The organism is Halobacillus salinarum (assembly GCF_022919095.1).
GTDB lineage: Bacteria > Bacillota > Bacilli > Bacillales > Halobacillaceae > Halobacillus_B > Halobacillus_B salinarum.
Window position 1 is genome coordinate 1,851,686 of record NZ_CP095073.1, and the last position, 25,365, is coordinate 1,877,050.

24 protein-coding genes and 1 pseudogene are annotated in these 25,365 nt (G+C 40.6%); 20 read left to right on the forward strand and 5 right to left on the reverse strand.

Annotated elements, in window-relative coordinates; genetic code table 11:
• Positions 1 to 121 precede the first annotated feature (121 nt).
• Entirely contained in the window at positions 122 to 934 is an 813-nt protein-coding gene (locus MUN89_RS09425; protein WP_244713135.1) for a phosphotransferase family protein, read from the forward strand.
• 47 nt (positions 935 to 981) lie between these two features.
• On the opposite strand, the gene MUN89_RS09430 is transcribed toward MUN89_RS09425, so the two are convergent.
• Positions 982 to 1,143, reverse strand: a complete 162-nt coding sequence (locus MUN89_RS09430) for a hypothetical protein (protein ID WP_244713136.1) — start codon at positions 1,141 to 1,143, stop codon at positions 982 to 984.
• A 263-nt stretch (positions 1,144 to 1,406) separates the two neighbouring features.
• On the opposite strand from MUN89_RS09430, the gene trmB reads away from it, so the two are divergent.
• Both trmB and MUN89_RS09440 read left to right on the forward strand, forming a co-directional pair.
• Positions 1,407 to 2,051, forward strand: coding sequence for a tRNA (guanosine(46)-N7)-methyltransferase TrmB (gene trmB, locus MUN89_RS09435; RefSeq protein WP_244713137.1), 645 nt, complete (start codon positions 1,407 to 1,409; stop codon positions 2,049 to 2,051).
• 58 nt (positions 2,052 to 2,109) lie between these two features.
• Positions 2,110 to 2,964 (forward strand): YtnP family quorum-quenching lactonase, encoded by an 855-nt coding sequence (locus MUN89_RS09440; RefSeq protein WP_244713138.1) that lies wholly within the window; start codon positions 2,110 to 2,112, stop codon positions 2,962 to 2,964.
• A gap of 78 nt (positions 2,965 to 3,042) precedes the next feature.
• Here MUN89_RS09440 and MUN89_RS09445 read toward each other — a convergent pair whose 3' ends face one another.
• Complete coding sequence (locus MUN89_RS09445; protein WP_244713139.1) at positions 3,043 to 3,360, reverse strand: PepSY domain-containing protein; 318 nt, start codon at positions 3,358 to 3,360, stop codon at positions 3,043 to 3,045.
• Positions 3,361 to 3,510: 150 nt separating this feature from the next.
• On the opposite strand from MUN89_RS09445, the pseudogene MUN89_RS09450 reads away from it, so the two are divergent.
• A pseudogene (locus MUN89_RS09450) lies at positions 3,511 to 4,577 on the forward strand (M42 family metallopeptidase).
• 91 nt (positions 4,578 to 4,668) lie between these two features.
• A complete protein-coding gene (locus MUN89_RS09455; RefSeq protein ID WP_244713140.1) occupies positions 4,669 to 5,169 on the forward strand; it encodes a DUF84 family protein in 501 nt (166 codons plus the stop codon).
• A gap of 38 nt (positions 5,170 to 5,207) precedes the next feature.
• On the opposite strand, the gene MUN89_RS09460 is transcribed toward MUN89_RS09455, so the two are convergent.
• Positions 5,208 to 5,648: a YtoQ family protein gene (locus tag MUN89_RS09460; protein ID WP_244713141.1), complete on the reverse strand. Its 441-nt coding sequence runs from the start codon at positions 5,646 to 5,648 to the stop codon at positions 5,208 to 5,210.
• 150 nt (positions 5,649 to 5,798) lie between these two features.
• Between MUN89_RS09460 and MUN89_RS09465 the strand changes: the two genes are divergently transcribed.
• Positions 5,799 to 6,326, forward strand: a complete 528-nt coding sequence (locus tag MUN89_RS09465; protein ID WP_244713142.1) for a hypothetical protein — start codon at positions 5,799 to 5,801, stop codon at positions 6,324 to 6,326.
• A gap of 29 nt (positions 6,327 to 6,355) precedes the next feature.
• On the opposite strand, the gene MUN89_RS09470 is transcribed toward MUN89_RS09465, so the two are convergent.
• A complete protein-coding gene (locus tag MUN89_RS09470; RefSeq protein WP_244713144.1) occupies positions 6,356 to 8,509 on the reverse strand; it encodes a methyl-accepting chemotaxis protein in 2,154 nt (717 codons plus the stop codon).
• A gap of 210 nt (positions 8,510 to 8,719) precedes the next feature.
• Here MUN89_RS09470 and MUN89_RS09475 point away from each other — a divergent pair, with 210 nt between their 5' ends.
• The 10 genes from MUN89_RS09475 to ytxJ all read left to right on the forward strand — a co-directional run bounded on the left by MUN89_RS09475 (position 8,720) and on the right by ytxJ (position 18,861).
• Entirely contained in the window at positions 8,720 to 9,748 is a 1,029-nt protein-coding gene (locus tag MUN89_RS09475) for a PTS sugar transporter subunit IIC (protein ID WP_244713145.1), read from the forward strand.
• A gap of 33 nt (positions 9,749 to 9,781) precedes the next feature.
• Positions 9,782 to 10,102 carry a thioredoxin family protein gene (locus tag MUN89_RS09480; RefSeq protein WP_244713147.1) on the forward strand — a complete coding sequence of 107 codons (321 nt, stop codon included), beginning with the start codon at positions 9,782 to 9,784 and terminating at the stop codon, positions 10,100 to 10,102.
• A 138-nt stretch (positions 10,103 to 10,240) separates the two neighbouring features.
• Complete coding sequence (locus MUN89_RS09485) at positions 10,241 to 11,059, forward strand: DUF1444 domain-containing protein (RefSeq protein WP_244713149.1); 819 nt, start codon at positions 10,241 to 10,243, stop codon at positions 11,057 to 11,059.
• A 4-nt stretch (positions 11,060 to 11,063) separates the two neighbouring features.
• Positions 11,064 to 11,669, forward strand: a complete 606-nt coding sequence (gene ytpR, locus MUN89_RS09490) for a YtpR family tRNA-binding protein (RefSeq protein WP_244713151.1) — start codon at positions 11,064 to 11,066, stop codon at positions 11,667 to 11,669.
• Positions 11,670 to 11,829: 160 nt separating this feature from the next.
• Positions 11,830 to 14,649, forward strand: a complete 2,820-nt coding sequence (locus tag MUN89_RS09495; RefSeq protein ID WP_244713679.1) for a DNA translocase FtsK — start codon at positions 11,830 to 11,832, stop codon at positions 14,647 to 14,649.
• Between the two features lie 148 nt (positions 14,650 to 14,797).
• Complete coding sequence (locus MUN89_RS09500) at positions 14,798 to 15,913, forward strand: nicotinate phosphoribosyltransferase (protein WP_244713153.1); 1,116 nt, start codon at positions 14,798 to 14,800, stop codon at positions 15,911 to 15,913.
• A gap of 190 nt (positions 15,914 to 16,103) precedes the next feature.
• Positions 16,104 to 17,396, forward strand: a complete 1,293-nt coding sequence (gene murC, locus MUN89_RS09505) for a UDP-N-acetylmuramate--L-alanine ligase (protein WP_244713155.1) — start codon at positions 16,104 to 16,106, stop codon at positions 17,394 to 17,396.
• A gap of 198 nt (positions 17,397 to 17,594) precedes the next feature.
• Complete coding sequence (locus MUN89_RS09510) at positions 17,595 to 18,002, forward strand: DUF948 domain-containing protein (protein WP_244713157.1); 408 nt, start codon at positions 17,595 to 17,597, stop codon at positions 18,000 to 18,002.
• Between the two features lie 21 nt (positions 18,003 to 18,023).
• Complete coding sequence (locus MUN89_RS09515; RefSeq protein ID WP_244713159.1) at positions 18,024 to 18,470, forward strand: YtxH domain-containing protein; 447 nt, start codon at positions 18,024 to 18,026, stop codon at positions 18,468 to 18,470.
• 67 nt (positions 18,471 to 18,537) lie between these two features.
• The gene (gene ytxJ, locus MUN89_RS09520; protein WP_244713161.1) at positions 18,538 to 18,861 is read left to right on the forward strand and encodes a bacillithiol system redox-active protein YtxJ; all 324 of its coding nucleotides are present in this window, start codon (positions 18,538 to 18,540) and stop codon (positions 18,859 to 18,861) included.
• Positions 18,862 to 19,078: 217 nt separating this feature from the next.
• Here ytxJ and MUN89_RS09525 read toward each other — a convergent pair whose 3' ends face one another.
• The gene (locus MUN89_RS09525; protein WP_244713162.1) at positions 19,079 to 21,250 is read right to left on the reverse strand and encodes a cell division protein FtsA; all 2,172 of its coding nucleotides are present in this window, start codon (positions 21,248 to 21,250) and stop codon (positions 19,079 to 19,081) included.
• A 162-nt stretch (positions 21,251 to 21,412) separates the two neighbouring features.
• Between MUN89_RS09525 and MUN89_RS09530 the strand changes: the two genes are divergently transcribed.
• The 4 genes from MUN89_RS09530 to motS all read left to right on the forward strand — a co-directional run bounded on the left by MUN89_RS09530 (position 21,413) and on the right by motS (position 25,330).
• A complete protein-coding gene (locus MUN89_RS09530; RefSeq protein WP_244713164.1) occupies positions 21,413 to 22,486 on the forward strand; it encodes a bifunctional 3-deoxy-7-phosphoheptulonate synthase/chorismate mutase in 1,074 nt (357 codons plus the stop codon).
• Positions 22,487 to 22,671: 185 nt separating this feature from the next.
• Positions 22,672 to 23,673, forward strand: coding sequence for a catabolite control protein A (ccpA, locus tag MUN89_RS09535; RefSeq protein ID WP_244713166.1), 1,002 nt, complete (start codon positions 22,672 to 22,674; stop codon positions 23,671 to 23,673).
• Between the two features lie 51 nt (positions 23,674 to 23,724).
• The gene (gene motP, locus MUN89_RS09540) at positions 23,725 to 24,552 is read left to right on the forward strand and encodes a flagellar motor protein MotP (RefSeq protein WP_244713168.1); all 828 of its coding nucleotides are present in this window, start codon (positions 23,725 to 23,727) and stop codon (positions 24,550 to 24,552) included.
• Positions 24,542 to 25,330: a flagellar motor protein MotS gene (gene motS / locus MUN89_RS09545; RefSeq protein WP_244713170.1), complete on the forward strand. Its 789-nt coding sequence runs from the start codon at positions 24,542 to 24,544 to the stop codon at positions 25,328 to 25,330. The genes motP and motS overlap by 11 nt, the downstream gene beginning before the upstream one ends.
• Positions 25,331 to 25,365: the final 35 nt, after the last annotated feature.

Genomic DNA, 25,365 nt, shown 5'->3' on the forward strand with positions numbered 1-25,365 from the left:
TGAATAAGTTACTCTTATTTGTGGTACATCAACATTGGAATCTTTGATTATGGTTAATTGCTAAAATAGGATATAATAAGTTAGATAACTACGTGAGGTAATCACAAGAAGATTTGAGGAATTGAAGGTGAATTGGTTGGAGCATATACTTGGAGATAATTGGACAATTACCCCTGCAGGAGGGTCTACAGGAGAGGCTTACTATGCCCACACAGAGGGTAAACGTTTGTTCTTAAAGCGTAATTCCTCGCCATTTCTTGCTGTCCTTTCTGCCGAAGGAATCGTACCCAAGCTTGTTTGGACCAAACGACTGGAAAATGGCGACGTGATTACAGCACAGGAATGGCTGGAAGGTCAGGAATTAAATACAGAATCGATGAAGCATCCACGTGTAGCTGCTTTATTGAGTAAAATCCACCATTCTACGGAATTATTAGATATGCTCATGCGCTTAGGCAAGCATCCTTTAACTCCAGATGAAATATTAAGAGATCTTAAAGAGAATCAGAGAATCCTTGACCAGGTGGATCCAAGCATTGAAATTCATCAAGCGTTAAAGTTTCTTGAAAAACATGTGGTTGAAGTGCATCATGATGTCCAAGTGGTCTGTCATTGTGATACGAATCATAACAACTGGCTGCTCTCAAGTGATGATCAGTTGTATCTTATTGATTGGGATAATGCTATGGTTGCAGACCCTGCATTGGATTTGGGCATGCTTCTACATACGTACATTCCTAAAGAAGACTGGAAACAATGGCTTGAGCAGTATGGGATTGTACCAGACGGGCACCTGTATGAACGGATGATCTGGTATGCGGTTTCTCAAGCTCTTTCTTTTATTCAGTGGCATAAGATGCGTGGGGAATATGATGAGGCATCCATTCGTACCGAGTCTCTTAAAAGGTTAATGATCCGTCAGGGAATCATATAAAAAAACGTTGCTGAGCAGTCAGCAACGTTTTTTTATCTAGTATAGGATTATTGGGAGGCTGGGGAATATCTCAATTTTTTCTCCCGTACTTCTGAACTTGTTTTCTCTGATAGTTTTTCTAAAGGGTAGACGAATAGAGCATATCCTGCAAATAGAAAAGAAAAAATGGCCAGTACGGTAATCTCAAATATTCCGGTTATCAATTTCATTCAGATTATTCACTCCCATAATTTATAATTTCACACGGTTATTATCATAATGCAGGAAACGCTTACATACCAACGAGCTGTTTTAGACATTACTCCTCATTACCCGGCTTCCTGATGGATTGAATGAACATATCTCCCGTATAAGTACTTATAAGTCTATATAGGACTATATCGTTACGTATTCTTTTGATTTTATAAAAAATTTTTATCTTAAAGGAATTCATGGTACTATTTTTAACGAAACGAAGGAGGAATAGATTTACATGCGTTTAAGAAATAAACCCTGGGCAGACGATTTCATGAAGGAAAATAACCATATAGTTGTTCAAGATCCTTTTTCCGTAAGAGGAAAGTGGAAGCAGTTATACGAAAAACAACAAAACCCTTTGCATTTAGAAATAGGAACTGGCAAAGGCGGGTTTATTTCGGGAATGGGAAAGCAGCATCCGGAATTAAATTTTGTCGGTGTCGAAATCGTGAAAAGTGTCATCGTAGGAGCTCTTAAAAAAGTCATCGACGCAGAAGTTTCTAATGTCAGACTGGTAAATGAGAACGCGAAAGACTTACGGGAACTATTCTCTGAGAATGAAATTGACCATGTTTATCTCAACTTCTCAGATCCTTGGCCCAAAAATCGTCATGAAAAAAGAAGACTCACTTTTTCTACCTTTCTAGAACAGTATGAAGAAATTCTAATCCCTAATGGAGAACTTACTCTTAAAACAGACAATCGTGGTTTCTTTGAATATTCTCTTATCAGCTTTTCCAATTATGGGATGACTTTGGAAGATGTGTCTCTTGATTTACACGCCGATGAGGATCCATTAAATGTGGCAACAGAATACGAAGAAAAATTCAAAGCGAAGGGTCAGCCTATTTATCGATGCCGGGCAAGGTTCTCAAGCTGATAGCGTTTTCACTCTATGATAAACTATGGTTATAGTTTGAAAAGGGAGGCTTTGGATTGTGGAAACTCTAACCATTGGGAGAGCCAAATTAACTTGGCTAAATGGCGGGGTCACCCATATGGACGGAGGTGCGATGTTTGGTGTCGTACCTAAACCATTGTGGAGCAGGAAGTACCCTGTCAATGATAAAAATCAGATTGAACTGAGGACAGATCCAATCGTATTAGAATTGGATGGAAAGAAACTATTAATTGATTCCGGTATAGGTAATGAAAAGCTAAATGATAAACAAAAGAGAAACTTCGGAGTATTGGAAGAAGCACGTTTAGACGATTCTCTTCGGCAGATAAGTCTGACGCACGAGGAGATTGATGGTGTGTTGATGACTCACCTTCATTTTGATCATGCCTGCGGGTTGACTAAATGGGAGAATGGTGAACTGGTTCCTGCTTTTCCTAATGCGAAAGTTTATACGAGTAAAATCGAATGGGATGAAATGAAAAATCCTAATATGCGGTCAAAGAATACTTATTGGGAAAGTAATTGGAAGCCTGTGGAGCATTTAGTTCATACTTTTGATGAATCCATTGAAATTCTTCCGGGATTGCAAATGATCCACACGAGTGGGCACAGTAATGGACATTCCATTCTCTTGTTTGAGGATGGGGAAGATGTCTTTATGCATATGGCCGACCTTATGCCGACTCATGCCCATCAAAATGTCTTATGGGCCCTTGCTTATGATGATTACCCAGTCACTTCAGTCCATGAGAAAGAAAAATGGATGAAGTATGGATATGATCGAGAAGCTTGGTACGTTTTCTATCACGATGCCCATTATCGTGCTTTGAGATTTAATACAAAAGGTGAAGTTGTCTCACAAATCGATCGCAAGTCTTACTCTTATGAATAGGGAAGTTTAATTTCATAACTTGGCCAATGAATGTAAAGAAAACCCCTTTGCTTTTCAAAAAAGCAAAGGGGTTTTCTATTATGCGTTAGCTTCTGCTACATCAACAATGGTGCCCGTTTCAGAATCAATAAAAAATTCATATTGAGAGGTTTCGCCATCTTCATTTTTGGAAATGCCTCCGCGGTAGACCTCGTAGTTAATCCCATTTTTATTCAACTCTTCAGGTTTCATATAAATCCAGGATCCGCTGATAGGACCTTGTTTTTTGAAAGCTTCCTTTGCAATTTTTAATGCTTTTTCAGGTGTAACCCCTTGCTTATTGCCTACTTGTTCTTTTACTACATATCCAGCCAGTGCCCCTACACCCGCTGCAATTGCAACTTTTTTCCAATTCATCTAGCAATCACCTCACATCAATATTCTAATTTTCAGTATACTAAATATTCCCGTTAAAAGGAAATTAAAACTTTGAAACCTGAATTGTAGAAACGTTTTCAAAGATTCGTTAAAATAAGAGAATAGGGAAAATAAAAGGAGTTGTACATAATGAATCAAGAAACAAAAAACTTATTCAGGACGCTTACTGAACTGCCTGGTACTGCAGGAAATGAACATAAAGTGCGGCAGTTCATGAGGCAGGAACTGGAGAAATATTCAGACGAACTGATTCAAGACCGCTTAGGGGAGTTTTTGGAGTTAAGAAAGGAAAAGGTCCGAAAGTTATGGTAGCGGGACATATGGATGAGGTCGGCTTTATGGTCACTCAAATTACGGATAACGGAATGCTTCGTTTTCAAACACTTGGTGGCTGGTGGAATCAGGTTATGCTTGCTCAGCGGGTCCAAGTTATGACAGAAACGGGTCCTGTGGTAGGAGTGATAGGATCGATCCCTCCCCATAACCTGACACCGGAGCAGAGAAAGAAACCAATGGAGATTAAAAATATGCTGATTGATATTGGTGCAGACGATCGTGAAGATGCGGAAGCGATTGGAATTATTCCTGGACAGCAGATCGTACCTATCTGTCCGTTCACTCCGATGGCAAATGAGAAGAAGATTCTAGCTAAAGCCTGGGATAATAGGTATGGCTGCGGGCTTGCCATCGAACTTCTTAAAGAACTGAAAGATACTTCCCTGCCTAATGAACTTTATTCTGGAGCAACTGTGCAGGAAGAAGTTGGCCTTAGAGGCGCACAGGTCGCGGCTAATATGATTAATCCTGACATCTTTTACGCTCTTGATGCTTCCCCGGCAAATGATATGAGCGGGGATAAGAAGGAATTTGGCCAATTAGGTAAAGGAGCCCTTTTGAGAATATTGGATAGATCAATGGTCACTCACCCGGGAATTCGAGATTTTATTTTAGATACTGCAGAGTCTCACGATATCCCTTATCAGTACTTCATTTCCCAGGGGGGGACAGATGCCGGACGCGTGCATATTTCCAATAATGGTGTTCCATCTGCAGTAGTGGGTATCTGCTCACGCTACATCCACACTTCATCTTCTATCATCCATGTGGATGATTATGCGGCAGCTAAAGAACTTCTCGTTCATTTGGTGAAGAATACAGATGAGAATACAGTCGAAATGATCAGAAAGAATGGCTGATCACAAAGTCACGCAAGGCTAATTTTAGTTTGCGTGACTTTGTGCTATGATGGAGAGAAAGTGAAAGAAAGAAGAAAGGTGTAGCCAATAAATGAATGTCTATATAGGGTCCCAAAACCCAACAAAAAAAGCAGCGGTCAAGAGTGAATTTCCGGAAGACGAAATCATTGGAGTCGATGTGGAATCAAAAGTCTCCGCCCAGCCCTTCTCTGACGAAGAAACGTTGGAAGGAGCTATCAATCGGGCTAGAGAGTGTGCAGCGATGAAAAAAGCTGATCTTGGAATTGGCTTAGAAGGTGGAGTTATGGAGATTGGAGAGGATCTGTACCTCTGCAATTGGGGCGCTCTTATTGATCATAGAGAAAACCTCTATACTGCGAGTGGAGCTCGAATAAGATTGCCGGATGAGATAAAAAAAGAACTGGAAAAAGGGCTCGAATTAGGTGAAGTGATGGATCGTTATACGGCTAAACAAAATGTTCGAAAAAATGAAGGAGCCATCGGTATTTTTACCAATGGCGCAATAATTCGTGAAGAGATGTTCCAGCACATTGTAAGGCTGCTAAAAGGGCAGTGGGAATTTGACCGTTAAATTTTGTCCTCGCTTCGTTATTCATGAAGCGGGGTTTTTTATTCGTAAATATATGAAAGTACATCGATGGCTTGATCGTATGTTTCAACTGTCACATTAGCCTGGTTTGATAATTCTTTTAGAGGGTGGATTAACGACTCCGGACGTATCAATATCAGGGGTTTACGAAGCTGAATGGCTGCGCTGGCATCCATAGCTGTATTCCATTGCTTATAGTTTTCTCCGAATAAAGCAATCACTGCATCAGACTTTTGTAACAAGACTTGGGTCCTGAAGTTATTGATACTGGAAGCTGCATCATCTCTGAACAATTTGCCTGGCTGTTCCCCCAGGATATCCTCTCCAATGCTGTCAGATCTTTCATGAACGGTCTGTGGGCCCACAAACTCAATAGGAAGATCTCTTTTTGCAGCTTCTTGTTTGATCGTCTCCCGCCAATCATCGTGAATCTGCCCAGCTAAGTACACGGTTAACTCCATAGTATTCCTCCTTGTATCCGTATTCATTATTAGTATGGACAACAGAATAGTCGTTTGTCTAGAAATGTGATTACGTATTTGCCCTTGCTAAAATTATAAACCATAGTATCATATGGGAGGGATAGTGATGAATCATGGAGGATTATCAATATGAATAAATTTACTAAAGTAGGGATTATGCTGCTTGGAGTGCTTTTTTTATTAAATGGGTGCGGCCTGTTCAAATCGGAAGAGGATATGTTAAAAGACACAAACGAGAAGGTGAAGAAAGCTTTCTTCGCTGAGCCATTACATAGAAATAAAGATACTGACCATTTATCTATGTATTTACCTAAAGACATGACCGTCTCTGAAACAGAAAAAAATAATATTGTTCTTACAAAAGGAAACAACCAGACCATTATCATTTTTTATAATTCGATGGAAGACAAGTCAAGCCAGCTGAATTATCAGGCTGCTAAGAAAAAGCAAGACCGCCTGCTGCTGAATACTTATGATAAGGACGATCGATTTGGCTATTTGTTAGTTACAATAGCGAAGGACGATCAATATGAAATACAGGTAGGAGTGGGTGGAGCAAAACTTACAACGATGACGAAAAAAGGAGATATGGAAGAGGATGCCGAAGAAATGATGAAGATCGCGCAATCTATTCAATATAGCAATCCCAATAAATAAGAATCCGGGCATCTGCCCGGATTCTTTTTTTAAGAAGAAAGTCGATCATTTCTATATTCATTTTCAAGGTGATCTTCCTGTTCGGATTCTTTCAGCTCGAACTCTTCTTCCACTGCATTTTCCTCTTCCTCTACTACTTCCTCAGGTGCTTCACTTATCTCGTCTGCTAAAGAATCTTCCTCAGGTATTTCAGTTTCATCGGTCTGCTTCTGAATAGTAAACTGAGTTACTTCTGCGGATAGTTCTTGAGACAATCCTTGTAAGTCCGCAGCCAGTTCATTCACTTGATCAATGGATTGCAGCTGGTTCTCACTTGAGGCCGCTACCTCTTCTGCTGTTGCTACTGCTTCTTCAGAAATGACGCTAATGTCCTGAAGTTTTGTTTTTACATCTTCATTTACATTATCGACACCCTCTACAGCATTCTTCACTTCATTAATCTGAACATTCATATCTTTGATATGACTGGAAATACGATTGAATGCTTGTTTCGTTTGAAAAACAGCTTGGTTCTGTGAAGTCTGGTAATGCCCGAATTTATCTGCTTCGTTAGAAAGACGGATCATTTGTTCTGACATATGACTAACAAGCTTATGAATGCTTTGGGCTTCCTGCTTCGAACGCTCCGCCAGTTTCCGTACTTCGTCTGCAACTACTGCAAAACCTTTACCGGCTTCACCGGCTCTTGCAGATTCTATGGCTGCGTTCAGGGCAAGTAGATTAGTACTATCGGCAATATCCTCAATGGTAGCTACGATTTTATTCACTTCATTTGATTGATTGGTAGCAGATTGGACTTCTTCCGTCATATGGGAAGCTAAATTAATGAAAGAATTTGAAGTTTTTTCCAGCTCAGACACTGTGTGAAGACCTTCTTTACCTTCTTGATCTGCTTCGGTAAGACTGGATTCTATATCTTCTGTCGCTTTTTTAGTTTGACCGATGGCTTGGGAGACCTGTTCCATCAAATGCGTGCTTTCTTCAATTTTTTGAGCTTGATCTTGAGATCCTGCGGCTACCTGGTTGATGGCTGCATTCACTTCATGAGCCTGACTTGCTGTTTGATCAGACGCATGGGCCAGGTGTCCTGAAGAATGATTTAGTACTCCAGAAGCGTGCAATACTTTTTGTAAAGAATGTTCCATCTTATCTGCCATCTGGTTAAACTGACTGCCTAACTCTGCCATTTCTGCATTGGAGTCAATTTCGATCCTATGCGAAAGATTGCCCTCACCAATAATAGCCGCCCCTTTCTTTAAGGAAACTATGGATTTCGAAATGGAACGGATAAGAATGATCCCTGTAAGGAACGTGATTAACAAGGCACTTCCCCCTAAAATAATGAAGAGCAGAAGCATTTTACTTTTCATTTGTTCCTGTTTAGCTTCCATTTGGCTATTAATTGTTTCAGCGGCTGCCATTACTTGATTGACTTGGCCTGCCACATTATTGGCAATGGTTTCAAAGGAAGATTGGATATCCTGTGCTTGAGTAAACGTTTCGTTAATTGTATTAATCGTCTGCCCGTACTTAAGCAGGTTGCGGTTGAGTTTGTCTTTTTCCTGTTTACTTAATTCCAATTGTTCAAGACTGCTTTTGAAGCTGTCCGAGCTATCTTTAAATGCCTGGTAATTCTTATCGCTCGGGTCGTTTAGATAGTCCTGTTCAAGGATTTTCATGCCGAGCAGGGCATTTTTCAATTCTGTGTGATTTCCTTTACTAATCACATCATTAAATTCATTGTAAGACTTGCTTATGTATTGATACATTCCTTCATTTTCCGTAAAGCCTACAAGGCGGAACATATTTACAAGCGGAGTTAATTCTTTTTCATATTGAGATGCACTTTTTCCGATTTTGTCAAATTCCTTCGCAATTGATGGATAACTTTTGTAAGATTCCGCATTAGACACAGCAAGTTTCTTTAATCGTGCGATCGAGCTTTTCATATCATACGCATTTTTTTGACTTGGTTCGCTGAAAAAGGTTTCCTGTTTTCTGACAGTGAGATTCATCTGGGAGTTGATCTGCTGACTCTCTGCGAGCGCCTGCTGAACTTTTCTGCTGTCATTGGCTAAGTTTATCAGCTCATTAAAATAATATGTAGAAAATCCGACTAATACTAAAATACTAACTAAAGACAAAACTAATATAAGACGAACACGACCTCTAATGGATTTCACAATTTCCCCTCCTCAAAATATTCAAAATAATTCGATCTATATAACTATTAATTATAGAACTAACGGTCTATTAACTCAATAGTTTTATCGAAAATAGAATGGTTAAAAGGTTGTGTTTATGAATGAGAACACTGTAATAATGCTTAGTGTATTTACACCTGTTGAGTTATTGTGTAAGATAAAATGCGTTATAGAAAGTGAGGGAGATCATTGAAAAGGTTCTTTGAGAAAAAAGGTGTGAAAATTTCCGTTCAAACCTATTTAATTACTGCCTTAAGTTATATGGCACTGGGATTGTTTTCATCATTAATTATAGGATTGATTATCAAAACGTTGGGTGAACAGATCAGCTTTTCTCCCATTGCAGGTTCTCTGGTTGAAATGGGAACATTTGCGATGGATTCGAAAATTTGGGGAGGTGCAATTGGCGTAGCTATTGCCTACGGGTTAAACGCTCCTCCTCTCGTTATCTTTGCTGCATTATTCAGCGGGGCTTTTGGTGCAGATTTAGGGGGCCCTGCAGGAAGCTACGTTTCCGCACTTATCTCCTCTGAAGCGGGAAAGCTGATTAGTAAAGAGACCCGGGTGGATATTATTTTGACCCCTTTCGTCACAATCGCTGCAGGTTTTTTAGTGGGTGTATTTATTGGACCGCCCATTAATCATTTCATGACTTGGTTTGGAGATGTAATTAATTGGGCAACACTTCAGCAGCCCTTTTTCATGGGAATGATTGTAGCTGTGCTCATGGGGATCGCTTTGACTGCTCCAATTTCAAGTTTAGCCATAGCTATCATGTTATCTTTAGATGGAATCGCTGCTGGTGCAGCTACGATCGGATGTGCAGCGCAGATGATAGGCTTTGCTACTATTAGTTATCGGGACAATGGATTTGGAGGCTTCCTTGCCCAAGGAATTGGGACGTCTATGCTTCAAGTAGGGAATATTGTTCGAAAACCAATCATACTTATCCCGCCTACGGTCGCCGGTGCTGTATTAGCGCCGTTGGCAACGGTGTGGCTGCAATTAGAGAATAATCCACCAGGGGCTGGAATGGGAACGAGTGGACTTGTCGGGCAAATCATGACGGTTCAATCTATGGGCTTCAGCTGGAATTTGGTTTGGATAATTCTAATGCTTCATATTATTGCTCCTGCGTTTATCAGCTTTATCATCGCATTCTGGTTTCGAAAAAAAGGGTGGATTCAACCCGGGGACTTAAAGATTGAATACGAATAAACATGTGCTAAAATAGGAGCGGAGGTGAGCCGGATGTTGACGTTAATCTCAGATGATCAATTTACATCATTAAAAAATGAACCCAATACTATGTTTTTGTTTTCCGCAGAATGGTGTCCAGACTGTCGATTTATTGAACCATTTGTTCCTTCTATTGAGGAACAGTTTCAAAATTGGACTTTTGTTTATGTTGACCGCGACCAATTCATCCATATCTGTGCAGAATATGATATCTTTGGCATCCCCAGCTTTCTCGCTTTTAAAAATGGGGATGAAGCAGGGAGATTTGTAAGTAAAAATAGGAAATCCAAAGAAGAAATCGAAGCTTTTATTAAAGAGCTTGAAAATAACTAGAGCTATGCATGAGCATAGTTCTTTTTCTATGGAGAAATATAGAAGGAAGCGGCTGCTCTAAATTCGTGACAGAGAGCATAGTTGTGCTAAAATAGACAACGAAACTGACTTCTTCCATCTAAAAGGAGGAAACTTACTATGAAAATGACGAGTATAAAGATGAAGAAGAAATTGGAAGATCGTTTACAAAATGACCAGTGGAAAACCACTTACAATCGTGATAAAGATACATTTAGAATTGAGTGGAAAGACTCCGGTCAAGGAATTACAATCACACTGCCCAATGTCATTTCAAAATATGAATCCCGTGGGGAAGAGGCTATTGATGAGCTGGAGGACCACATTCAGGAGGCTTTAACGGTGATGAATAAAGAGCACCGCCTGAATGGGAAAGAACAGCACATTTACCCAGTTATCAGAGCTGCTTCTTTTCCAGAAGAAACGGATAAAGGAAAGAAACTTGTTTTTACAGAGCATACCGCAGAAACGCGAATTTATTATGCTTTAGATCTGGGCAAATCCTACCAGCTAATTGATGAACAAAAGTTAGAGGAGGAAGGTTGGACGGTTGATCGTATGAAGGAAGTTGCTTCATTTAATGTTCGTTCACTTCCAGTAGAGTTGAAGAAGGACACCGTGTATGGCAATGACTTTTATTTTCATTCAATGAAGGATGGCTATGATGCCAGCCGCATCTTGAACGAAGTGCTGCTTGAAGAATTGAAAGCAGAGTGTAAAGGAGAGCTGGCAATCAGCATACCTCATCAGGATGTCATTATTTTTGCAGATGTTCAGAATTCTGAAGGCTACGACATTCTTGCCCAGATGGCTATGAAGTTTTTTGCTGAAGGAACGGTTCCTGTTACTTCCTTATCATTCTTATATGAAGATAAAGAATTAGAACCAATCTTTATCCTGGCTCAAAAGAAACCTACGAATAATAGAAAGGGCGATTAGTTCAATGGATGTGTTTTACAACGATAAAGGGATCGGAGACGTTTTAATTGTACCTGTTAAAGAAGGGGAGCGTCTAAAGGTTTCTCATAAAAAGTATGGTGATGTAGTAAGAATTACGGATAAGGAGAACGGGTCTCTTCTTGGTTATAATATTTTTCAAGTCTCTCGGTATTTGCATTTAGCAGAGAGAGGAAAGATCACGTTAACAGAGGACTTGCTTGAAAAGCTGAAAGATATTTTCACAAAAAATGATTTGGATGATCCTTTGGATTTTGACTTAAGTCCAAAATTTGTAATCGGGTTTGTGAAGGAAAAGAAACCTCATGATAATGCGGATAAACTCAGTATCTGCCAGGTAGATGTTGGAAAAGAAACTCTGCAAATTGTTTGTGGGGCTCCCAATGTTGAGCAGGGTCACTATGTAGTCGTTGCGAAAGTCGGAGCGGTTATGCCTAGTGGCATGAAGATTAAGGACGCTGAATTGAGAGGTGTTCCTTCCAGTGGAATGATTTGTTCAGCAAAAGAACTTAATCTTCCAGATGCTCCTAAGGAAAAGGGAATTCTAGTTCTTGACGATCATCACAGTCCAGGAGAAACATTTGAATTTTAAATGAAACATATGCCAACGGTCTCTAATTGAGTAGAGACCGTTGGTTTTTTGTTGGAAAAGAGCGAAATTTTTAAAAGGATTGTAAACCAAACTTCAATGAAAACCTGTTAAAATAAGATTAATCCCAAGAAATGATTTACATAGAGAGAGAGTGAGTAATGTGTGGAAGGATCTTTTTAATAAATTCAAAGACATGTTTGAAGATGAATATAGAGAGCAAAGCTATCAAAAGCAAAAGCGTAGAAAACAAACGTATGAAAATCATGAATCAAATGCGAATACAAAAATGACCTATAAGTATCCAAAGTCAGGCGAATTCAGATTTCCTGTTATTCCAGATCATAGAGTACAGAAGCCAAGAGCTGCCCGTACCAATCAAGTTCCTCCTGTAAAACCGGAAAAGAAAGAAGAATCTTACCCAAGGTACAAGCCGGAGCAGCCAGAAAAGAAACGTTCGGATAAAAAAGTCGAAAAAAAGACGTCAGAGGAGCCTGTAAAATCCTTTACACCGACTGACGTACCTTCGCCTATTTATGGTTATCACAGCAGGGAACAACAACAGCGTAAGGACTCTCCTAAGGTAACGAGAATGGTGGAAAATGATATTACGTTTTCTCATGATGAAAAGGAGTGGCAGGCGTTCAGGCAGCGTTTAAGAGGAACCGTAGACACTGTAAGGGATACAAGTGTATCACATGAATTAGGAAGGGAAGAAGCTGCTTCTTTAGAAACAGAGCCGGAAGTTGAAACAGCGGAGAGGAAACACAATCAAGGCTTTAATAGTCAAGAAGAGAATTCCGATCTTTCGCTGCTTTCTTATGAGGAAGAAGATAAAGCATCCGAGTATTCTGGCGGGGAGCGTGAATTACCTGACTCTGACACCAATTCCAGGCAGCTTGATGAAGTCACTGAAGAAGAGCTTGAGCCCCTTCATGAAGAACCTTTTTCACAAATGGCGAAACAGGAAGCCCCTTTGGATGCAGAAGAACAGTTTGAAGAAGAGGAAGCGGGAATTGACGATCCGGAAGTCTTTAATGAAGAACTCTATGTAGAGAGTGAACCCTCTGCAGCTCCACGTGAAGAAGGGGAGGGTGACGTTGAGAAGACGTATGCTTCAGAAGAATTAACCATAGAGGAACGACCTGAACCCGCTGCAGGAGACGACGAGTCTCTGAAGATAGAAGAGGTTGAGAGCAGTAAAGCAGCTGAGTCAGAGGAGCTTTTTGAAAAGCATGAACCTTTAATAAATGGACAAACCGAAGAGCAGGAAGCGGAGAAGGAAAGCGGGCAGACGTCTGTTTTGAAAGCTGACACGATGGAGGACCGTTCTGAGTCAGCTAGAGAAAACGTTAAGCCTCTGGAAGTAGAAAAGCCGAGAAAATCTTCCAATAAAAACGCTCGTTCCCACGTGCCGTTCAATGTGATCATGACCCCAAGAGATAAGAGAACACGAGATCAGCAGAACAAAGAATATAAGTCCAACGTTGCACCGCTTCAAAGAAAGACAGAAATGCAGTCAGAAGAACCTGCCGAGACGGCTGAACCACTTTATGAACGAGTAGAGTATAACACTCCCATCCATTTACTGGAGGATCCCGTCTCTCATTCTTATGAGGATGAACATTGGGTGAAAGAGCAAATGGAGCAGCTTGAGACTACGTTACGTCATTTTCATGTAAGAGCTAAAGTAACCAATGCTATGAAGGGTCCTTCTGTAACGAGGTTTGAAGTACAGCCGGAACCCGGAGTAAAAGTAAGTAAGATTACAAATCTTGCAGATGATATAAAATTGAGCATGGCAGCTAAGGATATTCGTATTGAGGCCCCTATTCCAGGCAAGCAGGCCGTGGGGATTGAGGTTCCCAATCAGCAATCTCAGATGGTTGGTCTTCAGGAAATATTTGAAAGTCAGGCATTTATAGAAGAAAAGTCTCCGTTAACCGTTGGGCTGGGTTTAGACATTGGAGGAGATCCGGTAGTTACAAACTTAAAGAAAATGCCTCATGGACTTATAGCAGGAGCTACTGGCTCGGGAAAGAGTGTTTGTATCAATACGATCTTAATCAGTATGCTCTACAAAGCCCATCATGAGGATGTTAAATTTCTGCTTATAGATCCAAAAATGGTAGAGCTTGCGCCTTATAATGATATTCCTCATCTCGTCTCTCCAGTAATTACAGATGTGAAGGCCGCTACTACTGCTTTAAAATGGGCGGTTAAGGAAATGGAAGAGCGGTATGAGAAGTTTGTTGAGGAAGGCGTCCGTGATGTAGAACGTTATAATGACAAAATGATCAGGCAAAGCCGTCAGAGTGAAAAGCTCCCATATCTCGTCATTGTCATTGATGAATTAGCAGATTTAATGATGGTATCTCCTCAAGATGTGGAGGACGCGATTTGCAGAATCGCTCAAAAAGCAAGGGCTTGTGGAATACACCTGCTGTTAGCAACACAAAGACCTTCTGTAGATGTAATTACTGGATTAATAAAAGCAAATATCCCTACGAGAGTAGCTTTCAGCGTTTCTTCTCAAGTAGATTCAAGAACGATTATCGATTCTGGGGGAGCGGAAAAGCTGTTAGGCAAAGGCGATATGCTTTTCGTTGAGAATGGCTCAGGTCTTGCCCGCCGAATTCAAGGCGCATTTGTTTCCGATGACGAGATCGAACGTGTAACCAATTATGTGAAGAAGGTTGCCCCTCCTCAATATTTATTTGAACAGGAAGAGTTAATGAAACAAGTGCACACAGAAGAGGAAACGGATGAATTGTTTAACGAAGCGGTTCAATTTGTTGTTGCACAGAATGGCGCCAGTGCTTCCTTGCTGCAACGCCGCTTTAAAGTAGGGTATAATCGAGCTGCCCGTTTGATTGACCAAATGGAGGAGTTTGGAATCATTTCAGAGCCAAAAGGAAGTAAGCCAAGAGACATTTTGCTGAATCAAAAACAGATCGATGAAATGATGGGGTCTGGTGCATAAAGGTTATTGAGCACAGAACAATGAACCTATGGTACACTGATGGATAGATAAAAGCTGCCCCTTGCTGCTTGTTTAACTGCTCTTCGTTTATTATGATAGGGGATAAATGCGGCAAGGGGCTGATTTAATTGTTTAAGGAGCTTAAGTCATGAAGGAAATCGAACGTAAGTTAAATGGAGAAATCAGTCGTCTGACCAATAAGACGTTTAAATTTGATGAACGTGTAAAGGAAGGTTGGTTCTCAGCGGTCTATTTTTTAAAAACAAAACAGATCGTTGAGAAGCACCTACACGATAACATTGTAACGATGCAGTTTTTCCAAAAAAATCACGCTGTCCTATGCGGGACAGATGAAGCCATTGCTTTAGTCCATACTTTTGCTGAGTCTCCAGAAGCATTGGAGATTTATTCTTTAAAAGATGGAGACAAGATTAGTCCATTTGAAACCGTTATGACCATTACAGGACCATATCAGAATTTTGGCTATTTAGAAGGTATCATTGATGGTATTCTTGCCCGGAGGACCTCGGTGGCTACGAATGTTTATAATGTGGTAAAAGCGGCTAGATTTTCTGGTAAGCAAAAACCGATCATATTCATGGGCGATCGTGATGATCATTATACACAACAGGCAGGGGACGGGTATGCCGCTTCCATTGGCGGATCCACGGCTCAAGCGACTCATGCCATGAATGAATGGTGGGGAAAAGAAGGTATGGGAACGATGCCGCATGCACTCATCCAAATGTTTAAAGGAGATGTAGTATCGGCTTCAAGAGCATACCAGGATCAGTTTCCTGAGGATCAACTAATGGCACTTGTCGATTATAATAATGACGTCATAACGGATTCCCTAAAGGTAGCTCGGGAATTTGGAAGTGACCTTAAGGGGGTTCGTCTCGATACCTCTCGTTCACTCGTGGATAAATATTTTCTCAGAAATGAACACTTAATGGGAACCTTTGACCCCAGGGGTGTGAACCCGGAGCTTGTATTTGCCTTAAGACGAGCTTTGGACAAAGAAGGATTTAATCACGTTCAAATTGTAGTGAGCGGCGGTTTTACAGAGGAAAGAATCAGAGACTTTGAAGAGAAAAAGGTGCCTGTAGATATGTACGGAGTTGGGGGGAGCCTTTTGAAAATCGGGATTGGTTTTACAGGGGATAATGTATTACTTAATGGAATCCCAGAAGCGAAAGAAGGAAGAAGGTATAAACCGAACCCACGTTTAGAGTATGTGGAATATGTAGAACAAGATATCTAGAGAATAGGATATTTATCCTTAAGATGGTTGTTTTTTCGAGCCATTTCTACTCTTTTTATCAGCTGGGTTCCGTGGTAAAATAGTGAAGCGCTCTTAAGGGAAAAAGCTGAAGTTCTTACAAATCGCAACTTAAAAAGTGCTACATATACTATACCTAAAGTGGTTCACTTTATTTTGGAGGTTCTTGTTTATGACAACTTACCATTTCATTGGTATCAAGGGAACTGGAATGAGTGCTCTCGCTCAAATCCTGCATGATTCAGGGGAGCAGGTGCAGGGATCAGATGTGGAAAAACGTTTCTTCACCCAGGATACCCTGGAAGCAAGGGATATTAAAATATTACCGTTCTCGAAGGAAAATATTACTGAAGGCTTAACGGTTATCGCAGGCAATGCTTTTTCAGATGACCACGAAGAGATTGCAGCAGCCAAAGAAGCAGGTCTTTCTTTTTACAGATATCATGAATTTTTAGGACAATGGTTAAAACAGTATACGAGTATTGCCGTTACAGGAGCACATGGCAAGACATCTACAACCGGGCTTCTTGCGCACGTACTTTCTGAAAATTACCCCACTTCCTATCTTATCGGCGATGGGACAGGAAAAGGACATACGGATAGTCAATATTTTGCTTTTGAAGCTTGTGAATACCGTCGTCATTTCCTGGAATATTATCCAGATTATGCGATTATGACGAATATTGATTTCGATCATCCTGATTATTTTACCAGTATCGAAGATGTATTTCAGGCTTTTCAGCAAATGGCAAAACAAGTGAAGAAAGGGATTATCGCCTGCGGGGACGATGAACAGCTGCAGCATATACAAGCTAACGTTCCTGTACTTTATTATGGTTTTGCTGATTCCAATGATTTTCAGGCCCAAAACGTAGTGGAAAGTGAAGAAGGCACCACGTTTGACGTTTTTGTCCGCAGTACTTTTTATGATACATTTACCATTCCTCAATTTGGAAATCACAATGTATTAAATGCATTGAGCGTTGTTGCCATTTGCCATTATGAACAAATGAAGCCGGAAGAAATAAAGAAACTTTCCACGTTTAAAGGTGTAAAGAGACGTTTTACCGAGAAAAAGTGGGGAGATCAGATTCTTGTAGATGACTATGCTCATCATCCCATCGAAATCACAGCTACCATTGATTCAGCCAGAAAAAAATACGCTGAAAAGCCGGTCATAGCGATTTTTCAGCCGCACACCTATACACGTACGAAAACTTTTTTGAATGAGTTTGCGGAAAGCTTAAGGCAGGCAGATCACGTGTATCTATGTGACATTTTTGGATCTGCCCGTGAAAATAGTGGAAAGATGACGATTGAGCAGCTGCAGGAATTGATCCCTGAAGCAAAGCTGCTTGACCTAGCAGAAACAAAGCAGTTACAGCAATACTCTGAAGGTGTTCTGCTGTTTATGGGGGCTGGAGATATCCAAAAATTTCAGAAGGCATACGAGAACGAATCCTAACAATTAAAACGTGCGAATGAATTTTCGCACGTTTTTTTACAAATAAATAAAAAAACTGGGAATTGAAAAAAATTAAAAGGAAAATGAAGGGTATTTAACGAATATAACCATTTATAGAAGACAGTTACGTTTAGAAACACCCTTTTAGGGAATAAACTAAACTGTGATAAATACATAGGTGAAGGAGTGTCTTGGGGAATGATCATTATTTTGTACATTGCTGCACTTATTGCAGCAGTTGCTTTTGCTGTTCTCGTCATTTTTCTGGCAAGAACATTAACCGCTGTAAGGCGTACAATGAATAATGTTGCTGATACGCTTGAAGGCGTGGAAAAGCAAATGGAAGGGATAACCCTTGAAACAACCGCATTATTAAATAAAACTAATAAATTAGCTGAAGATGTAGGTGAAAAATCCCAGAAGTTGAATACATTAGTGGACGGGGTGAAGGGAATTGGTGACTCTGTCCAGGAATTTAACCAATCACTGAGAAGCATTTCCAGAGGGATATCAACATCAGTGAATGACAACAGTGACAGTGCCGCTCAGGCCGTAAAATGGGGACAAGTTGCGATCAAGCTTTGGAAAAAAGCTAAAAAAGAATAGATATCTAGGAGGAATGTAAAAATGCAGGAGCAGAATAACAAAAAGAATACGAATGGAAGAGATTTTGTCTTAGGCTCATTAATTGGAGGTCTTGTCGGAGCAGTCGTTGCATTACTGTTTGCTCCCAAATCAGGCCGTGAGCTAAGAGATGAGTTGAACAGCAATTCCGGTGAATGGAAAGAAAAAGCGAATGAATGGAAAGATGTGGCCTATGAAAAAGGCGGAGACTGGAAAAATCGCGCAGTGGAATCTTCCTCTCAGCTTTCTAGAAACGTTTCTGAGAAATCCCAAATTCTTAGTGAAAAAGTGAAGGATTCAACGCGGAACATCCAAAATAAAGTGAAGAATTTCAGAAATAGCGATGAAGAGGAAGCAGAACGTGCCGCACAAGAAGTAGCAGAAGCCATCGAGGAAGCTGCAAAAGAACTTGAGAGACAACAGGATTCTACAACATCCACAAAGCTTTAATAACTTATTGGTGGGAGCCTGAGTCAGTGGCTTCCGCCAATTTTATTTATGAGGAGGCAGAGGTATAATGACAGTAACATTACTGAAGACAGAGGAGCAATTGGAAAATCATTTGCAGCAGCATAGTGCTTTTTTCGTTTTAAAGCATAGTTTGACTTGTCCCATCAGTGCGGAGGCAAAAAGGGAATTTGAACGATTTAGCAGCAGCTCAGATTTTCCCTGCTATATTCTTCCTATCCAAGAATCACGGGCTTTATCTAATGAAATGGCTGATCGCTTTCAAGTGAAACATGAATCTCCCCAGGCTTTGCTCATAAAAAAAGGACAAGTTATTTGGCACGACAGCCATTATTCAATTACTGAAAAAAATTTAAAAAATGCGGCTCGTTAAATAATGCTGAAAGATATACATGATAAAATCCGAATGAAGGTGAAATTTTAATGATAAGATTTCGCCTTCATTCGGTTTTTTATGGTAGATGATTGGACAGCTGTCTAATAAAACGGAAGAATGGCACTCGAAAAGCGGAATGTATTTCCTGAGCGCCTTACATTGACTTCGGAATTTCCATGCCGATGATCGTTCCTAAATGAGCTTCTTGTTGATTTCATTGGGAGAATACATCCAACACCTCTTCTTGCGTAGTACCAATAGATAATTCATCACCTGTATAGATCGGTGTATAGAAAGAAGCTTTTTCTCGATTTCGATAAAGCATGTACTTTTTTGGTACGGAAGAAAGGTCAATTGCAGCGACATTAAATATGTCTTGAAAGATAAATGATTGCTCATCCTTCTTTGTCACTTTTAATTGATCATCCGAATAGATAAGACTTTGTTCACTAAGTGTTTCTTCATCTCTAATAACCTTCAGCCTCTCTTTTTGGAGTGTAAACGGCTTACCATTAAAGAAAATATCAATGGATTGATAGAGAGACTCTCCTAATTGTTCTAAAAGGCTCCGCAAAGGAATGGATTGTTTAGAAGGTGTCTGGATGTTGTCGAATGATTTGATAACTGAGTTCAAATGAGCAGTTTCGCCATTAATCATAAGCGGGGAGCTCTTTTCAATCAAAGGAACGGGATTCCCATTAACCGTGATTTCATGTGAAGTCTTTACAGGTTCCACCCACTTGTCTAATTGAACGAGCACTTTTTTTACATCAGAGATGGTTTCTAAAGCGAAATATTCAATTTGATCATAGTCACGCACCTGTTCCTTACCAGAAGAGAGATTATTGTTAACAAAAACTGTAGGTTGGTTAAACGAGTATTCCTCTCCATTGTATGTCAGCGGGAGGGGCTTAAAATCACCAATGACGTCACTGACTGTTACTTGAGGCGGACCTCCTTTTTCCCCTTTTTTTACAGCTATATGAGCACCCTCCTCAACAGGCGTTTCCAACCTCGCTGGTTTATCGTTTAAGAGCAGCTTAGGCGCCCCTCCGTAAGCTCCTTCTACAGGAACTTTTCTACGATTAATAGTAATGGAATAGGCAGGTCCAGGTTCACCATAGAGCTTAGAAAAGTCAATCCCTGCGGATAGGAGACAATCACCGATGGTTAATTTCTTTATATCAAATAAGCGAATGGTTCTATTATTAACCGTTACACTTTTGTATTGAATGGGACTTTGTTTTGAAGCAATTGCGATGCCGATCGGTGTCACATACTCAGGCCCTCCATGTAGTTCCTCGCTGTCCACTAATCCCTGAACAGCATTTATTCCACGGATAGCTACCCTGTTGTAAGGAAGGTTAAGCTTTTCAGCAAGCTTATTTGCCAAGTCAGGAGTTTGGCTCCCACCTCCTACTAACATGACAGCTTTCGGAGTTTTTTGGTTTAAAGCTTGGATCTCATCTGCTATGCTTGCTGATAAATGCTGAATGGATCTCTCAATCTTTTCCACAAGCTCTGTGCTTGTAACCTTCGATTCAAATCCAAGTATATCTGTAAAAGTGGCTGACTCGTGAAGTGAAATCTCTTTTTTTACGTTTTCAGCTTCATTAAAATCCAGCAAATACTCGTCGCTGATGGCTTCAGTAATTTCATCACCGGCAATCGGTACCATCCCATAACCGACGATTGTCCCGGCATCGGTAATTGCTATATCACTGGTACCAGCGCCAATATCAACTAATGCTACATTCAGACGACGCATAGAAGGCGGTATAAGCACTTGAATTGCTGCGATAGGCTCTAAGGTTAATGCCTCCATTTCCAACTGCGCATGGGTAAGCGCTGCGATTAACGATTCGACTACTACTTTAGGGAGGAATGTAGCGATAATCTCTACCTCTGCCTCTCTGCCCTGTTGTTCAATGAGGGAGCCAATGATCTGGCCATCAATATGGTAGTGAAGAACCGAATAACCAACGCAGTAATAATCCGTACTTTTGGAGGCATCTGAAACGGAAGCTAGTTCATATTGAGCCTTTTGCACAGCACTGAGCTCCATATGTAGAATATCTTCATGTTCCAAAAGGGGATGATTTTGAATATTATGTGCTGCTTTTACTTTTTTGGTTGCTAGAGCACGTCCAGCTGCAGCAACACAAACTTTTTGCAGTGGCCCGTGTTTGTCTTCTAATTTCTGTTTAACTGCTGTAATCACATTCGACACTGCAAGAATATCATGAATTTGCCCATCAAGCATGGAACGTTCTTCATGCTCATGGCTGACTAAATCAACCACTTTAAAGGACAGTTCTTCTTTCTCGAGAATGATTCCAACTACTGATCTTGTGCCAATGTCAAGGGCAAATATTTGTTCTTTCATGCCAGTACGAACCTCCGCAGAAAAAATTTCTTGAAATTCTTTATAAAAGAATCGCTTAATAAGGGTGACAACTTTCATAATATTAGCTATAATAATCCCTAATTATCTTAGAATGTATCACATTTTGTCTCCACATTAAACTTAACATAGGAGGTATGGACAATGAGTAATCAAAAACTTGATCAACTGCGTCGTCAATTAGACGATGTTAATTTAGACCTTTTGAATTTAATCAATAAACGCGGTGATTTAGTAAAGGAAATTGGACAAATTAAGGAACAGCAAGGGATGAATCGATTTGATCCAGTTCGTGAAAGAGTTATGCTCGATCAAATCTCGGAAAATAATAACGGCCCTTTTGAGGATTCTACAGTTGTCCACCTATTCAAAGAAATTTTTAAGGCGGCACTTGAGCTTCAGGAAGATGATCATCGTAAGGCGCTGCTTGTCTCCCGAAAGAAAAAACCTGAGGATACAGTCATTGATATTAAAGGAGAGCGTGTGGGAGAAGGAAACCCAAGCTTCATTATGGGACCATGTTCTGTGGAAAGCTATGAACAAGTAGCTACAGTTGCTGAAGCTGTGAAAAAACAGGGGCTTAAGCTGCTTCGAGGAGGAGCGTTTAAACCTCGTACATCTCCATATGACTTCCAGGGTCTCGGTCTTGAAGGTTTAAAGATTTTAAAAAAAGCAGCGGATGAACACGATCTTGCTGTTGTTTCAGAAATTGTTAACCCTGCGGATATCGAGCCTGCCCTTGATTACGTCGATGTTATTCAAATTGGAGCACGAAATATGCAGAATTTTGAACTGCTTAAGGCTGCCGGTTCTGTAAATAAACCAGTCCTTCTCAAACGAGGAATGTCTGCTACCATTTCTGAGTTTATTAACGCAGCTGAATATATTATTTCACGTGGAAATAAGCAGATAATATTATGTGAACGCGGAATTCGAACCTATGAAAAAGCGACTCGAAATACGCTGGATATATCTTCGGTTCCTATTCTAAAACAGGAAACCCACTTACCTGTCATGGTCGATGTAACACACTCTACAGGAAGACGAGATCTGCTTCTTCCAGCAGCTAAAGCGGCTTTAGCAATTGGTGCAGATGGAGTAATGGCAGAAGTGCATCCAGATCCTGCGGTGGCTCTATCCGATTCCGCCCAGCAAATGGACATTCCAACGTTTAATAATTTCATGAATGAACTCACTAAACAAAAATTGACTCAATAGCAGACGAATAAGTTAGGCTATGAAATAGCCTAACTTATTTTTGTGTTGAAGAAGATTCCGTTATAATGAAAAGGAGTATTCCATACTAGCAATAGCCATACTAACATTGCGGAACACGTTGATCTATCGTATGATTATTTTATTAAATATTTCGTAATTGGTAATTGACAAAGGAGGACGTAAGAATGAATGTCACAATATATGATGTAGCGAGAGAAGCCAATGTTTCCATGGCCACCGTTTCCCGAGTGGTAAATGGGAACCCGAATGTAAAACCAGCAACCAGGAAAAAGGTTCACGATGCCATCGAACGATTAGGCTACCGCCCGAATGCGGTTGCAAGGGGACTTGCCAGTAAGAAGACAACGACAGTAGGCGTAATTATCCCGGATATTTCCAGTATCTTTTTTGCAGAACTTGCACGTGGTATAGAAGATATCGCCACGATGTACAATTACAATATTATCTTGAGTAATTCAGACCAGAACAAAGATAAAGAGCTCCATTTGATCAATACTATGCTTGGAAAGCAGGTAGATGGACTCGTGTTTATGGGAGGCAAAATTACAGAGGACCATATTAGAGAGTTCAAAAGTTCCTCTGTCCCTATAGCATTAGCTGCTACAGTCGACGAGACAGGAGAAACACCTGCTGTTAATATTAATTATGAACAGGCAGCCTATGAAGCAACTGAACTGCTGCTCTCTCATAATCAAAAAGAAGTGGCTTTTGTTTCAGGACCTGCCAATACTCAAGTCAATTCACAAAAACTTGAAGGTTATAAGCGGGCGATGAAAGAGTATGGATTTGACCAGCCTGAACAATGGATCGTTTCAGGAGACTATACTTATGATTCCGGCATTGAAGCTTTAGACCAGCTTCTTCAGTTGGAAAAACGTCCTTCTGCGGTGTTTGTGGCTTCAGATGAAATGGCTTTGGGAGTTATCCATGGAGCTCAGGACAAAGGAATGAAAGTGCCGGAAGACTTGGAAGTCGTTGGTTTTGACAATACGCGGCTTTCCACGATGGTTCGTCCTACCTTATCAACAGTCGTGCAGCCGATGTATGATATTGGGGCGGTAGCTATGCGTCTGCTTACTAAATTTATGAATAAAGAAGAAGTAGAAGAACAAAATGTAATTTTACCGCATCGAATTGTTGAAAGAAACTCAACTCAAGCGAAATAGTGCCGATATAGTTAATAGACTGTATTTGTACGAAATTGAGGAGAGAGTATCATGAATAAGCGGGACTTGTTAACTCCAATTGGAATTACACTGGGTTTTATTATGGTCATTTTCGGTATCATGTCCAACGCCGGTTTCACCGGCATGGCGTCTTTTATACAAGCGTCATCGATCATCATAGTAGTTGGCGGCTTAGCTGCAGCTTTGCTTGTGAACTTTAATATGTCGGAAATGAAACTGACTTATAAAGTGTTGAAAGAAGCATTTAAGAAAAGCGATATGAATCTCCGCCAGCTTATCCAAACTTTTGTCCAGCTGTCTGAGCGGGCGAGGAGAGAAGGATTACTGGCGCTTGAAGCAGAGCTTGAAGAAGTGGATGATCCGTTTATTAAAAAAGGGATTTTGCTCGCAGTTGACGGCATTGAACCAGAAGTAATCAATGACATTATGAACGCTGAAATCGTAGCGGTTGAAGAGCGTCACCAGCGTGGCAGAGCCATTTTGGAAAAAGCAGGGGAATATGCGCCTGCCTGGGGTATGATTGGGACTTTAATCGGCCTTGTGCTGATGCTTGAGAGTCTGACAAGTCCAGAAACATTAGGGCCAAAAATGGCTGTCGCTCTTTTGACAACTTTTTACGGTACTTTATTAGCTAATTTAGTGTTTATTCCTATGGCAGGAAAGCTTGAAAATAAGACAGAAGAAGAAATATTTTTAAAGCAAGTCATCATTGAAGGGGTGATCGGGGTGCAATCCGGTCAAAACCCAAAAATATTAGAAGAAAAATTAAGCGCCTTTCTCTCGGAGGAAGATAAGCGGGTGAATGAGCAGGAAGAAGAGCAGGAGGAACCATTAGGAGAAGCAGCTAATGAAGCTTAGAAGAAAAAAAAAGCAGAAGAAAAGTAACGGCGCTCCTAAATGGATGACTACTTATGCCGATATGGTTACGTTGATCCTGGTTTTTTTCATCTTATTGTTTTCCATGTCCCAGATTAACCTTGTTAAATTTAATGCGATAGCTGAATCATTTCGAAATCGAATGATCTTTGATTTTTACCCTTCGCCTATTGAGGATCAATACCCGACGGAACAGACCAAGATTCAGGAAAATGGGGAGAAGAATAATGAATTTGAACAGCCGGTTGAAACTCCTGATGATATAGCGGAGAAGCTCAAGGAGCAGGGGGAGAAGGACGAACTGGACCAGGTAATGGAAGAGGTCAACCAGTTTCTAAATAAAAATGAGCTGAATGATATCATTTCTGCCACCAGGACTGAAAGAGGAGTGGTGCTGGTTTTGCAGGAACAGCTCTTATTTGAGACAGGCGAAGCAAACATTCTAGCCTCGGGAGAGCCTTTTCTTAAAAAGGTAGGGACGCTGCTTAAGCATATTCCAAATCAAGTCAAAGTAGAAGGTCACACCGACAATCGGTCTATTTCCACCTTTCGTTACCCTTCCAACTGGGAATTATCCGGCGCAAGAGCAAGCAGTGTGATTCGCTTCCTTATTTCAAATACAAAAGGCTTAAAAGAGAATCGCTTTACAGCCGTAGCTTACGGAGATACTAAACCTGTCGCCCCTAATAATTCCAAAGAAAACTGGAGAAAAAATCGCCGAGTGGAAATAGTTATCCTAGACCCCGATTATCCAGGATAAAAGTACATAAGAAAAGACCACTCGTAAGTGGTCTC

Excerpts from the sequence above, each read along its gene's own strand:
- murC (WP_244713155.1), top strand. The coding sequence starts at position 16,104 with ATGACAACTTACCATTTCATTGGTATCAAGGGAACTGGAATGAGTGCT.
- ytpR (WP_244713151.1), top strand. The coding sequence starts at position 11,064 with ATGGATGTGTTTTACAACGATAAAGGGATCGGAGACGTTTTAATTGTA.
- MUN89_RS09485 (WP_244713149.1), top strand. The coding sequence starts at position 10,241 with ATGAAAATGACGAGTATAAAGATGAAGAAGAAATTGGAAGATCGTTTA.
- MUN89_RS09530 (WP_244713164.1), top strand. The coding sequence starts at position 21,413 with ATGAGTAATCAAAAACTTGATCAACTGCGTCGTCAATTAGACGATGTT.
- ytxJ (WP_244713161.1), top strand. The coding sequence starts at position 18,538 with ATGACAGTAACATTACTGAAGACAGAGGAGCAATTGGAAAATCATTTG.
- MUN89_RS09480 (WP_244713147.1), top strand. The coding sequence starts at position 9,782 with ATGTTGACGTTAATCTCAGATGATCAATTTACATCATTAAAAAATGAA.
- MUN89_RS09445 (WP_244713139.1), bottom strand. The coding sequence starts at position 3,360 with ATGAATTGGAAAAAAGTTGCAATTGCAGCGGGTGTAGGGGCACTGGCT.
- MUN89_RS09515 (WP_244713159.1), top strand. The coding sequence starts at position 18,024 with ATGCAGGAGCAGAATAACAAAAAGAATACGAATGGAAGAGATTTTGTC.
- MUN89_RS09460 (WP_244713141.1), bottom strand. The coding sequence starts at position 5,648 with ATGGAGTTAACCGTGTACTTAGCTGGGCAGATTCACGATGATTGGCGG.
- MUN89_RS09465 (WP_244713142.1), top strand. The coding sequence starts at position 5,799 with ATGAATAAATTTACTAAAGTAGGGATTATGCTGCTTGGAGTGCTTTTT.
- MUN89_RS09500 (WP_244713153.1), top strand. The coding sequence starts at position 14,798 with ATGAAGGAAATCGAACGTAAGTTAAATGGAGAAATCAGTCGTCTGACC.
- ccpA (WP_244713166.1), top strand. The coding sequence starts at position 22,672 with ATGAATGTCACAATATATGATGTAGCGAGAGAAGCCAATGTTTCCATG.
- motP (WP_244713168.1), top strand. The coding sequence starts at position 23,725 with ATGAATAAGCGGGACTTGTTAACTCCAATTGGAATTACACTGGGTTTT.
- motS (WP_244713170.1), top strand. The coding sequence starts at position 24,542 with ATGAAGCTTAGAAGAAAAAAAAAGCAGAAGAAAAGTAACGGCGCTCCT.
- MUN89_RS09430 (WP_244713136.1), bottom strand. The coding sequence starts at position 1,143 with ATGAAATTGATAACCGGAATATTTGAGATTACCGTACTGGCCATTTTT.
- MUN89_RS09510 (WP_244713157.1), top strand. The coding sequence starts at position 17,595 with ATGATCATTATTTTGTACATTGCTGCACTTATTGCAGCAGTTGCTTTT.
- MUN89_RS09455 (WP_244713140.1), top strand. The coding sequence starts at position 4,669 with ATGAATGTCTATATAGGGTCCCAAAACCCAACAAAAAAAGCAGCGGTC.
- MUN89_RS09525 (WP_244713162.1), bottom strand. The coding sequence starts at position 21,250 with ATGAAAGAACAAATATTTGCCCTTGACATTGGCACAAGATCAGTAGTT.
- trmB (WP_244713137.1), top strand. The coding sequence starts at position 1,407 with ATGCGTTTAAGAAATAAACCCTGGGCAGACGATTTCATGAAGGAAAAT.